Source organism: Nocardiopsis sp. NRRL B-16309 (assembly GCF_001279585.1).
Taxonomy (GTDB): Bacteria; Actinomycetota; Actinomycetes; order Streptosporangiales; family Streptosporangiaceae; genus Nocardiopsis.
On record NZ_LGEC01000098.1, the window covers coordinates 1 to 12,529 of the forward strand.

The 12,529-nt window shown below is 62.4% G+C and carries 7 protein-coding genes and 1 pseudogene; 2 read left to right on the plus strand and 6 right to left on the minus strand.

The genetic code is table 11. The features are described from left to right. A partial coding sequence (locus tag ADL05_RS29970; protein ID WP_156365975.1) for a DUF3459 domain-containing protein occupies window positions 1–149 on the plus strand: 149 nt, incomplete at its 5' end. A gap of 214 nt (window positions 150–363) precedes the next feature. Here ADL05_RS29970 and ADL05_RS30710 read toward each other — a convergent pair. The 5 genes and pseudogenes from ADL05_RS30710 to ADL05_RS30720 all read right to left on the minus strand — a co-directional run bounded on the left by ADL05_RS30710 (window position 364) and on the right by ADL05_RS30720 (window position 11,460). Then, window positions 364–501 (minus strand): hypothetical protein, encoded by a 138-nt coding sequence (locus tag ADL05_RS30710; protein WP_156365976.1) that lies wholly within the window; start codon window positions 499–501, stop codon window positions 364–366. A 58-nt stretch (window positions 502–559) separates the two neighbouring features. Next, complete coding sequence (locus ADL05_RS22715) at window positions 560–1,783, minus strand: IS701 family transposase (RefSeq protein WP_231640873.1); 1,224 nt, start codon at window positions 1,781–1,783, stop codon at window positions 560–562. Between the two features lie 77 nt (window positions 1,784–1,860). After that, window positions 1,861–2,617, minus strand: a pseudogene (locus ADL05_RS22720) (DUF2637 domain-containing protein). A gap of 1,510 nt (window positions 2,618–4,127) precedes the next feature. Further along, window positions 4,128–4,955: a hypothetical protein gene (locus ADL05_RS30715; protein WP_156365977.1), complete on the minus strand. Its 828-nt coding sequence runs from the start codon at window positions 4,953–4,955 to the stop codon at window positions 4,128–4,130. After that, the gene (locus ADL05_RS30720) at window positions 4,945–11,460 is read right to left on the minus strand and encodes an ATP-binding protein (RefSeq protein ID WP_156365978.1); all 6,516 of its coding nucleotides are present in this window, start codon (window positions 11,458–11,460) and stop codon (window positions 4,945–4,947) included. The genes ADL05_RS30715 and ADL05_RS30720 overlap by 11 nt, the downstream gene beginning before the upstream one ends. Before the next feature lie 131 nt (window positions 11,461–11,591). Between ADL05_RS30720 and ADL05_RS30725 the strand changes: the two genes are divergently transcribed. Beyond that, window positions 11,592–11,744, plus strand: a complete 153-nt coding sequence (locus ADL05_RS30725) for a hypothetical protein (protein ID WP_156365979.1) — start codon at window positions 11,592–11,594, stop codon at window positions 11,742–11,744. Window positions 11,745–12,125: 381 nt separating this feature from the next. On the opposite strand, the gene ADL05_RS32330 is transcribed toward ADL05_RS30725, so the two are convergent. Beyond that, window positions 12,126–12,365 carry a DUF2637 domain-containing protein gene (locus ADL05_RS32330; RefSeq protein WP_304437794.1) on the minus strand — a complete coding sequence of 80 codons (240 nt, stop codon included), beginning with the start codon at window positions 12,363–12,365 and terminating at the stop codon, window positions 12,126–12,128. Window positions 12,366–12,529: the final 164 nt, after the last annotated feature.

The window sequence follows — 12,529 nt, forward strand, 5'->3', positions numbered from 1 at the left end:
TCGAGCGCGGCGGCGGCGTCCGGTGCGTGGTCAACTTCGCGGACGAGCCCCACCCGCTGCCCGAGGGCGCCGAGGTGCTGGTGTCCAGTGCCCCGGTCGACGATGGCCGCCTGCCCGCCGACGCGGCGGTGTGGCTGCGCCTGGGATGAGCTGGCTACTGACGGAGTCCACCTGGTCCAGGTGGTGACCCAGGCCCTTAAACGTGTGGCCTCGTGGAGGCCACACGTTCGCGCGGGAGGCGACGTCCCCCACTTGGGCGTCCTCCCGCTGAGCGGAGTGGGTGGTCAGCGCCAAGATCAGCTGGGACGGAATGATCAAGCGGTGGAAAAGCGTCACGACAAAACCGCGACTAGTACTACATAGCTAGATCTGGATGACTTGCAGCCGCAGGCGCCGCTTGAAGTGGTGCCTGCGTGCTGCAGCCTGGTGGCCGCGCCGATGAGCAGACCAGTAAAGCCCGAGCTCAACGGCGTCCTCATCCTTGCCGATCAGGTTGAACAACCGGCGGATCTCCCCGATGGACAAGCCGATCAGCCCCCGCCCGGACCGTCTGCGCCTGCTATCGGCCCTCTGGGACGGTTCCTGTCCTGGTGTCCGGGGTGTCCCCGGGGTCGCCGCTGGTTGTCCACAGACCCCGGGCCCCCTTTTTGGACCCGCGGCGCACCACAGCCAGAAAGGCCAGAGCGAGCATCGCCAGGGTGATATGCCGGTACCAGGCCGGATAGATCCGGAACTGGTACTGGTCCAGCCCGGCCTGCTGTTTGGCGGCCTCGAAGCACTCCTCGATCGGCCACCGCGAGCCGATCACCCGGACCAACTCGCACACATCCTCCCCGCGCGGGTTGTAGCAGTGGAAATACGCCAGCTCGCCACTGCCGGTGCTGCGGCGGAACACGTACTGGTGCCCCGCAGTCCCGGACTCGGCCAGCGCCCAGTCATAGACCCGGAAGCCCTTCGCGCCGATCCCGCACGAGCGCCTGTGCCACTCGCCCGGCCCGATCGTCTGGGCGAGGAGTTCGACGGTGTCCGTCGAATACCTGCTCGTGGAGAACGAGACGCGGTCGGTGTTCTTCGGGACCGCCATGCAATAGGCGATGTCCGCCTCTTCCAGGAAGGCGCGCAGGCCCGGGCTCTGCCCGAACTCCTCGTCCGCGGCCACCCAGGCGAAGGGCACACCGGCTGCCACGGTCCGGGCGATCATGGCCTGGACCTGCTGCGGGCGGGTGGCGAAGACCAGGTCCTGGGGCACCCGCGCCTGGGCCCGGCGCTGGGGGTCATCGCACCAGGACGCGGCGGGCATATAGAGTTCCCGGTCGATCAGGACCCGGTCGCCGGTGGTGTTGGCATAGGCGAGGAAGGTGCCGATCTGGCAGTTGTCGACCCGGCCCAGCGTGCCGGAGTACTGCCGTTGCACGCCCGCTGACTTGGTGCCCTTCTTCGCGAACCCGGTCGGGTCGGCGATCAGCACGGCCCGCTCGTCGGCGAAGTGCTCCATGGCGTAGCCGCGCACATCGTCGCGTAGCTCGTCGGCGTCCCACTCGGTCAGGTTGATGAACCGCTGGATCGCGGTGGGGCGCTTCTCTCCGGTGAACTCCGAGATCGTCCAGGAGTTCTTCCGCTCGATCGGTGCCAGCAGTCCCCGCAGGTACTGCCGGAAGTGCTCGCGCGGCTCGGGCCGCACCCACCGGCTTTCAAAACGGGCGCACAACTCCTCGAACTGCGATTTCCACGCGTGCAGATCTGCGGCTGTCACCGCGTCCGCGGGCTCGTCAGGCTGGAGCATGCGCATACCGTCACACGCCCCAGCCCGCACCGGCAGAGGAACCAGAAGATCGTTACTGAAGATCTAGCTATGTAGTACTAGCTCGACGCGGTAGAGGTCAACACAGGTGACTGGTCGAAGCGCCCCTGCTGCCCCCACTGCTTGACCAGCCTCCCCCAGCGCTCCTTTCGGTGGAAACGCGCCGCGATCTGCTCACCGGTCGGCAGCGAACCATCATGGTGCCGGTTCTCCAGCGCCCACGCCCAAGCATCTCGCTGCACCTTGGGCGGAATCCGCTCCTCCTTGGTCCTGTCCTCCTCGATCGGCTCATCATCGGCAGCCTCCTCTGCCTTCACGACATGCAGATGCCGCCTCTCCTGCTGTCCGGCCGAAGACGATGCCGGCTCGTCGAACAGGGAACCCTTCTCGTTCCCGGAAGGCGTACGCGGTGCGTCAGCAGTGCGTACGCTCTTCGCAGTCGTGCGGAACTCGCGCATGAGCAGTTCGTACGCACCGATCAGGGCGAAGGACGGCCAGGCGTGGATGATCCGCGACCACATCGTGGGGTCGGCGACCGCGACGTTGGCCGCGAGGGACGCGCCGGATCCGATGATCAGCAGGGTCCAGGGCAGCAGGCCGCCCTTGCGGCCGTGGCGGGCATCGGCCAGCAGGGTCATGGAGGAAGCGACGATCATGCCGTCCGCCGACAGCGGGAACAGGGCCGATCTCCACTCCGGTTCGCCGTGGCGCGCTGAGCGAGTTCGTACATGTGGCTGTAGCTCACCACGGCCGCGATCACGGCCAGCATCAGCACGGCGCGATGGTTGTCCAGCGGGACCAGCGGGAAGAACCCATCGCAGGTCACCGCCCGTCCAGCGACAGGTCCGCACTCAGGACCAGCGGGCTCAGGCCTGTAGGGGTATGGTTCGAGTCCCCCCTCCGACGCGAACCCCCATGCTCATTAACTTGGATTGCAGTTCCCTCGTCATCGCGTACTTGACGAAGCGAAGACCACAGCCGACATTTGCTCCAGAAAACCCGCAAGAATTAGGCGAGTTGCGCAACTGGCTACTTGCATATCATCACCGCACAACAGGCGGACCCCTCCGACCGCTACCCACCCAACCCGGAAACCATCACCCCAGCCGCCGCCGAACGGCTGGGGACCCTGTATGCCCGCGCGGCCGCACCCCGTCCTAGCTTGATGTTTAACCTGTCCGGTTCTTGTGCTCTGTCAGAGTCACAGCGCGTTTGAAGGTCTTTCCGACCTCGTGTCGGGACGCGGGACCGTGGTTCTTCGATCCGATCGGGCGTCCGGGGCCGGGAGGGTTTGGGCGCACCGGCCGGACAGGCCACCCTCGCCCGGAGGTGGCGAAACCCCCGCCGCACCCGGGCCGGCGTGAGCCGGCCCGGCCGGGCCGCCCGTTCCCAGGGGCGGCGCAGGTCCTCGGCCAGTGGGCGGGCCAACCGCAGCTGGGTGTGGGCAGCGATCACCAGCCACGTCCACCGGTCGGCGGCCTCGGGCGAGCGGACCCGAGGAGTGGTCCAGCCCAGGGTCTGCTTGAACAAGCGGAAGGTGTGCTCCAGGTCGAAACGGCGCAGGAACGCCTGCCAGAGCCGGTCCACATGGTCGGCGTCCGCTCCGGCGGCCGAGGACCACAGCCACACCGGCTTGGGGGCGCGGTCACCAGGCAGGTGCTCCACGCGCAGGCGTACCAGGGTGCCCTCCACGATCGGGAGCTCACCCTCGTGCTCCAACCACGGGCCACGGTGGGACAGCCGGGGATGCATCCGATCCCAAGCCATCTGCTGCTGTTGGAGCTGGTGGACACGGTGCAGGTGTTCCGGGTCGGGGGCCTGGGTGCGGGGCAGCTCCGCTCAGGGATCTTTCGGACGCGGTCGCGGCGTTCGGGGTCGCGGGTCACATCGCTCAGCTCCATCAGGTGACGGCGCTGCATCTGCTCCAGTCCCTCGCGCTCCATCTCAGCCAGCTCGGCCCGGGTGATGGCGCCCTGCTCAGCGATGTGCTCGACCCGCTCGCGGATCTCCTCGACCTGGTGGCTGATCTGCTCCATCTGGTCTGGGCATGGGCCACATCCCGTTCCATGGCGCGACCCTGCGCGCACGGCCCTCTCGGTCCAGGTTCTCCGACGATAGAGGGCAGCGGTACCCGTGGGCGGTAGTACCGCGCCGTGGCCGCTACCGGCCACGGCGAAGCCGACCTGGGAGCCGCCATCCAGAGGGCCTAACCAAGCACACCAACGACTTTTGAGATGAGCTCTACAGGCGACTCCCAGATGGAGAAAGACAATCCCAGCTGAGACGATGAACTGCATCTGGCCGATGCGTAAAACTTCCGGAAATGTTATTCAGAAGAGCGCGAAACCTCCCCAGCGCGAGGGGTCACATCGCTGGCTGACGACTTTTTTCCATCAGCGAGGTTAGCACTCAACTTCTCCATTTGTTCTACTGACTGCTTGCAATTCTCAACTGCACTAATCAGCATCGTGAGCAAGGCTTTGTCGGGATCTGAAGACTCCGCTCGGCCGACTAGGTCCAACTCAGAGCTTTGTGTGTCGTCGGGCTTCTGAATCTCTGGATGATTCTCGCCATCCTGAGTCGGAGATTCCCGCTCCTGGGACGTTCGCGGATCAGTCCCCGCCTGCAACGTAAGAAGACTTATAAGTCGTTCGAGAGACCGGACTGCCTGGTCTTCCTCAGTATCGGCGATCTGCACGCCTGCAATCACCCAAGGCTCTTCGCGTGACGTGGCTTCTCTCGCCGCAACTGCAACTCCCAATCGGACAAGCTTTCCGACTTCTCGATCAATATCGCACACGGCCCGAAGCATCGGGTACGCCTGTAGCTCTTTGACCCCGGGTTCATCGGTTGTAAACGGTCTATAGTGCGCCCAGGGTTCGGGGTTTGGTTCTAGCCTTGCGATCGCTTCGAGAACAGGACGGAGGTAAGCGAAGGGCTCTGCTCGAAAATGGGCACCACGCTTGCGTTCCCACAGCTTGAGGACAACCTCTCGTGTGGTCGTCACAAGTTCTTCGTCGTTGGCCTCGGATTCACAGCGAGTAATCAGGTCGGACAGATGGTGGGCCATCCAGCGTCCCACAACGTCACTGTGGTCGAGCTCATCAGCCAGGTGACGACCTAACCGGAGAACTGGGTCAGAATCAGAGATCATGGTTCACTCCTGCTGTATCGATCAGGAAGTACTTGGTGTACGGATAAAGGAAGCGAAACCGGTCGTCTTCATCGCCATCCAACTCATCCGGGATGTGACGTGCAGTGGTGCTCTCTAGCCGTCGCTCGATCTCGACTTCAACGATAAGCCAACGGTCGAGTCGTGTGAGCAACGATGTGAGCCAAGTACGATCAACAATGAGAGATTCACCAAACGTTCCAGTGGCCTGATTGCCGTCGCCGCGCTCATCCCATACATGTGAGAGCGCGACGACTTCATCGTTATTGCGCCAAACCCGGAGATCCACATCCGGCTCGATTCCGTCTAACCCCTCCAGGGACACAGCAGGACGTGTTGGCGGGAACTCAACGCCGGCAGCGTAGGGATCTCGATGATCACAACCGTAGCGGTGGCCGTGAGACTCGATCCAACCTGTGAGCTCGAAGCCCGGGATGGTAGAGCAGTACTCCTCGTCATTAGCGTCTGGTATGCGGTAGGCGTGCTTATCAGGTGCGCTCTGCAAGGCGCGCAAGAGCGCGGGAGCCGTACCAGGAGCGACGAGTGCGGTATGCACGCTGACGGTCTCGCTACGCGTGGAGTCCTGAACTTGCCGGAAGCTCCACACAGTGATCTGCTCCGGAGAAGGGAACAACTCCTCTAAGAACATGTCGACTGTGATCTGATACTTCCAGCTAGGATCATAGTCGGCAGCCCGCTGGTAGGGCGAAGAGACGGGCCGGAGAACAGCGTTTGCTGGTGCCGCATCGCGGCGGTCCGCCAACCAGCGCCCGTCATCCCGGCTGACCATATGCGAGTAGAGAAATCGGTCGTACTCCGAGGTGCCAGAGATTTCGTCCTCGTCGTAGCGCCGTACGACCGGAAAGTACTGCAAGAGCACTCCGGCCACCTCATAAAGGGCCTGCGTGGCCTGGTAGAAGTCCAGCTCCTCTTCGTTCGGCCAATCATGCTTGTAAGGATGGTTGTCACGCGGATAGAGATCGAGCGTATGGCGCGGGTCGTCTTCCGCACGCCCACGTGATGGCGCTGCCCACCAATCAACGAGGACTTCGGCTACCATTCTCTCAATAGAAACGTCAGTCATACCGAACGCGTTGGCCAGTGGATGGCACCAGTACTTCTGGAAGTCGAAGAAGAAACGGAATCGCTCCGGATTTTCGGTGCCGTCCGCCGCGTGTTCGTTCACATCAGGAATGGCATGCCCGGCTGAGTTTATGCCAAATGGCGCCCCCGCGACTGACGTCGAGGCAGGAGAGTTCGGGGCCGTAGTGATTTGGCTGATGGACATGATTTCGTGTGATGCGACGTTCCGGCCATGGCGAACGACACCGATCGGCTTTCCCGCCGTTTTGAGGTCAGCCTGCTCCTCTTCGGAAAAGGCCAATTGTCCCGCTTGATGGAGTCGAAGTAGGCTGTCGCGTGCGAGCGGCGTGTTCACCGCATGCGGTGTCGAACGGATGATTCGAATCAGCAAAGGCTGGAATAGAGTCGCAGTTGCCCGACCCAGGGAATCGGCGCACGCTCGACTGACTCCGAAGAGAAGCCACTGTCGTGCATGCTTCTCATAAAATTTGAGGCGAGCATCAAGGAATACGGTGGCATCAAGGCGGTTCTCTGCCAGTTCAAGCAGATACTCTGCAATTTTGGTTCGCCCGAGCGCACACACCATGTGTACGCTGTGCGCCGCTCGCCACCGAGTCTTCCCCGCGGGATCTCCAAGTGCCGCCCAAATTACACATGCCATCGCGGCGTCGGAATTGTGGGACTGATCAGTTCCTCCGGAAGAGTACCCAACGTGAACCCCCGCTGGCGCGGCATCGTCAAAGAGGGCTGCGGCGTCGTCAAAGAGCAGTTGGACCTGATTGGTCTCAAGGCGAGTTCCGAGGTGGGTTGCGAGCGCGAATGCCTGCTCAGCAGTAAATCCTGATCGGTCAGCGAGGGCTCGGCTCGCTACGCGTGCATAGTCCGTGTCTCGGCCGGTCAGTTCCTTTAGTCTTTCGATCTCGAGCGATTTCCAGGAGACCAGCAGATAGTCAGAGGCGAGTCGCCGCAGCGAATTCACGAGGCTCTCGTCGAGTGCTGCTTGGGAGGACACCGACAGTTGCCGGCCGTCGAGCGAACTGATGAGGGTATCCAGAGCCCAGTGGTCGATGGTCGAACAGTGGCCAAAGGCGTTGAGGATATCGGGCATGGCTTCGAGAGCGTTGCTGACGTACTCGAACAGATCATCGCGAGCCCGGCTTTCCTGAGCTCGCTCCAAGGCTCTGGCCCAGCCGTCGGTGGTGGATAGATCGAGGTCGTCGAAGGTCGTGGCGGGTGGCACGCTAGAGAACCGTGCTGACTTGCCAGCCTCTTCCTTGGCCGCGTCGAACGATGCGGCCGAAGCCGTGGCGATCGACAGAAGCAACGATGGATCGATGCTTGCGATCGCCTCCCGCGACACACCGGAGGCTCTCAGGATTTCGTCAAGGACGTCCTGTGTCGGCGGGTTGGCCCTCCGGAGTTGGAAGTAGACCGTCAATGCTGAGGACGCCTGGCTCGGTCTGACGGACAATGCCTCACCCAGCGCATGGTGATCGGGGTAAACGCCACCGAGCGGAAGGAGCGCAAGCGCGGTCAACGGATCGTCTCTCAGCAACAGGTCCGGAGTGATCGACAGTGCATCCACGAGGGACCTGATGGAGGCGACACGACGGTCCCGCCAACGTGAACCGATAGCAAGTGCCTCGACCAGCGACAAGCGGGCGATTGTGGACAGGGTATCGGTGTAGTCCAGAGCGTTATCGATGTAGGGTTCCATGCTCTCAGCGATCTGCGCCAGCCGATAGGCGCGACCGGGCTGATCGCTGGAGTCGCGACCGCCGAGTTTCGCTATGGCGAGTAGAGCGCTCCATCGTGCCCAGGCATCATCACCAATCGCATCGGTGGTCTCCAGGGCAGCTTGGAAGTGCACAGCCGCCTCTTCGGAAGACAGTCTGTGGGTCGCACGGGCGAGCAACAAAAAATCGTTCGCGATCTCGCGTGCGTCTTCACGTGCGTTACTCAGACGCTCATGACAGCGGCGCGCGAGCTGCAATGCTAGTGCCCTGAGTTCTGGATTCGAGGCCACCTGTTGAATGACCTGAGTTAAGGTGCGGAAATAGAGGGAATCGCGGTTCCGACCGCAAAAATCCAGAATGACCGAGGCATCGAGCGCCTGAGGATGCCGGGAGAGAACACGTGCGATGAGCGCCATGACAGCATTGACTTTGACCCGGTCGACTTCCTCATCTCGCCTGCCAGGAGATCGACGCTCAAGGAAATCGGTCGCACGCGCCTGGAACTCAGCGATCGTCTCGGCATTTGGAGTGAGCTGTAGTTCGACCCACAATCCAGCCCAGGAAACAAGCGGTTCGACGTTCGCGCGATACTCACGCAGTTTGGTCGAGACTTCGTAGCGTTCGCGTTCGCGCGCTTCCTTGACCTGAGTGCCTTCGATCTCCATAGGGTCGAGTTCGCGGCCTTCCAACCAAGCGCACAGCGCAAAACCGTCAATGAGGTGCCAGATGTCGCGGTGAAGCCACCCTCCAGTCCGATGGCCCAGGTTTTCAGGCAAGTATCGACGCAGGATCCGGGCCGCCTCAGCCCGGTCGATGAGACCATGGACGCAAGCGCCAGTCAGCAGCCATGTGACTGCGGTGAGGCCTCCATGAACAGGCTCGCCGTCTTGCACCTGATAGAAATAAAAGTCGTCATGACCGCTCGGGCTCACCGGCGTAGTTCGCTTCAAGAGCGGTTTGACAAGGTGTCCTACGATGTCTGCATTCAGCTGGATGTCGCGTTCTGCGCAGGCCTGAGCGATCGCGAGCTTGAGGTACCGCCCCTTCGCGCTGCGAGCCAGATTCATCAGATCCTCGAGTCGGCCTGCGTCGGCGAGGCGTCGGGCGAGCACGACCCCGACATCGAATGCCAGAGTACGCGGTCGCCATCTTCGCAAAAATCGCACGCAGGTCGGTGCGCCGTCAGTGTTGAGAAGGCCCCAAGCCACCTGCAGAATATCCAGTTCTTCGACCCCAGACTCCGTCCCCTGTCGATGTGCCTGCCGCACCCACGCGGTCATCCAAGTGGTCGCGCTGCGGAGTCGGTTACGAGCTTGGTCGGTCTGCCCCCTCGCGCCCGCGAGGAGCGCGCCTTCGATCGGCAGGTTCGAGTTCGGCCAATCGGCCGTGAGGCTCCGGGTAGCTACTAGTTGCTCAAGAACGTGAGGGTCAAGAAATAGCGCTGCTAGATCCGTATTGTCTCGAATCAGGTCGAGACGTCGGGTTCGTCCCGCGGTGAGCGCTCCAAGCCGCAAAGCGAGCCGGGCTGCGTCAAAGTCACGGTCAGCGCGCAGCGCGGCCGTCAATGCGAAATGCGTTCGCTGTTGCGCTATCTCCCGGCGCTGCACTTCGTTGCGCTCGGCTACTGGCAACGTGTTATCGGGAAGAAAATCGTCAGAGAGCGCGAGATGCACCAGCTCGTCGAGGCGGCCTGCCTCGAATAGCAACGCCGGTAGCGAAGCCGAGACATACGCGTCTTGGTCCGCGATAGGCGTGAGGCGGGTGAGGAAGCTGTCGAGATCCTTCCCTTTTGGGCGATAGCGGTCTCGGAACCAGGTTTCGGTGGGTTCGTCGCGGAACTGCACGGTGCCGCTGTCGACCAGAAGCGGCCGGCTAAGGTCAGACACGAAGCTCAGCACGACGGATTCATGGACGTCGGCGAGTTCGGCCAGGACCCGGATGGGGATCATAGGTCGCAGTGCCGCGAGTCCTAGACAGATTGCGTCGATCTCGGTGGCCGAGCGGTGCTGATTGTCGCGTACCTCGTTCACCTGTCGCTGGATGAGAGAGTCTAGGGAAGCAGTGGGAGAGGTCGGGTTGGGTGCGAGCCACTCCAGCGCTTCGTTCAGATCCGACGTGGCATCCAGGACGGTGGCCTGCACTCGGGGGTTGTGGCTAGTCCGCGCATGAAACTCAGCCACGTCTGCGGGTGTCACCGTCGAGAACGCGAGTTCGAGATGAGCCTGTGTCTCCTCTAGGTCGAACCCCTCAAGCGGAATGTTCTGGTGACGGGCTGGGAGACCAAGCCGATCGATTCGCTCGGTTCGGCATGTTACAACGAGGCGAACATTCGATGGGAATTCTTCACGGAGAAGACCATTTACGAAGGATCGGTGTCCCATCTCCTCGGCGATCATGGCAGCGTTGTCGGCGGCATCGATGACGATCGTGAGAAGTGCTTCCGGCGCCATAATCTCGAGCGTCTCAGCTGCCGTAGAAAGTCGGCGCAAGAAGGTACGCGCGTAATCGCTTTCGTCGGCGGTAGCAGAAGGGATGACGGGCTCGCACAGCGCCCGTGCAGCCAGCTCGTTCACGAGCTGAACGAAGCCTTGCTTAGCTTGGTGTCGGGGAGCACTGGACCGGCGGTATGAGCCATTACCGAAGCAGTCAAACACTATGGTGACCGACCCTGCATTTCCGTACTGCATGAGTGCCCTCGCAAGCACGCTCTTGCCGACACCACCCGGGCCATGAATCACAGTCGGGATTGTTGGCGTACAACGAATCTGATCGGCGATCTCGGCAAACTGGCGCCTTACAAGGGGGCGGTCTGGCGCTTCGATCAGATTCGGCGCTGGGAGGAGCTGCTCTTCGGAAGTTTTCAGGGCGACCAGCACGTCTGCTCGTTGGACCGCCGGGTTTTCTCCGGCCACCGAGGTTGCTCGGCTGGAAATCATTTCTCGCAAAAGAAGCGCCTGTTCACCCGGAGCGCCGGGCAGGAGGTCAGCTACCTGGAAATCGAGCAGTCGGCGGAGTTTGAGGAGTGACGGCGCACGTTCATCGATCGATAGGCGCTGGCACAAGTCCGCGATCTCGTCCGAAGCGAGGAGACCTTCAAGGTGCTCGCGAATCGATGCGGTCGCAGATGACCGGTTCCCGTCACGAAGATCGGCGAGCGCGTCCTGGGCGGACTTGGCGGCGGCTCGGTTGCTGATGAACTCGAACCAAACCCGCGACAAAGTGGCGGGGTGCTCATCTTTCAAGGAGCGATACTTCCGCGCGAAGCCCATCAGTGTCTTCGTCAGGAATGAGAGCGTCCAAGGCTGGTCGGCATGTCGAGTGGAGTGCTTAAACTGTCGGTAAACCACGCGGTCGGTGTCGTCGATGTGGCTTGAACCCCAGTACTCGGCCAGGTCGACAACCTCGTCGCCAGTGTCCAGTTCGGATTGCTCGTCCGGGGTCGTCTTGGTGCTATTTCCTGAGGCTGGAGCAGATGTGAGCACTGGATGGGTATCACTGGCCGATGTCGGGTTGGGTACCGCCGGTTGCTCGCTAGGATCTACAGCCTCCACGAACAAGGCGTGCAGGCCGGATTGCTGGTCAAGCAGACGCAGGGACTGTCGCGCTGCCCACGTGTAGTGGAACTGGTCGCCGTCGCGACTAGGTCGAAGTAGGTCAGGCTTCGTCATCGTGCCAGCTCGCGGGAGCGTAGGGTCTCGGATACCAGATCATCATCATCATGTGTCACATACCCAGTGTGACCGCTGTACGTGACAAAACCACCCCCTGGGTTACCTCGAGAGCCGCGAGGGAGAAGGCGGTGAAGGTAGGGGACGAGGTCGCCTGCAACCAGACCGGTGGGTCTGCCCTGGGAAGTCGACCGATACCAGGGTCGGACTACTCCGGGCTGGACGGCCATCGGGGCGACTTCCGGCTGTTGACCATCCCCTTCGACCGGATGCTCGTGCGGTGACTGCCCCATACACGCGCCCCCGTTGTCGTTGGTGACCGAGCATGACGGCTGCAGCCCCGACGACTGGTTCACCAGATACACCATGGCCCCGCCGCGGGCCAGTCCGACCACGATCCAGCACGCGGGTACTCTACTGAGCCCTTATACAAGCCGGGCCGCTGGTCATGCTCCACTCGACGATCCGCATCCCCGGTATCGTTCTCGGTGAGCGCACGCTCTGCGTCAGCGGTGCCTACTCTCCTGTAGGTCGAGCGGAACTCGTTCATGAGTAGTTCGTACGCACCGATCAAGGCGAAGGACGGCCAGCGTGGATGATGCGCGACCACATCGTGGGATCGGCGACTGCGACGTTGGCTGCCAGAGACGCACCGGATCCGATGATCAATAGGGCCCACGGCAGCAAACCACCTCTGCGGCCGTGGCGGCATCGCTCAACAGCGTCATCGAGGCGCCCACGATCATCCCGTCCACCGACAGCGGGAACAGGGCCCCACGCCACTCCGGCTCACCGTGGCGCAGGGCGAGCTCGTACATGTGCGAGTAGGAGACCACTGCCGCGATCACTGCCAGGAGCAGCACCGCCGCAAAGGTGACCCAGCGGGACCAGCGAAAGGAGCTCATCGCCAATCCCGCCCCTGCGCGGAGACTTCAGCCGGTCGGCTCACAGGACACCGGTGATAGGCCCGACCACGTGAGCGCAGCCATCCTCTGGTCTCAGTTCTGGTTTCAGTTCACCTGCGTCCTCAGGGGTTCGCGGAAGTACACATTCCCGGGTCAGAACCTCG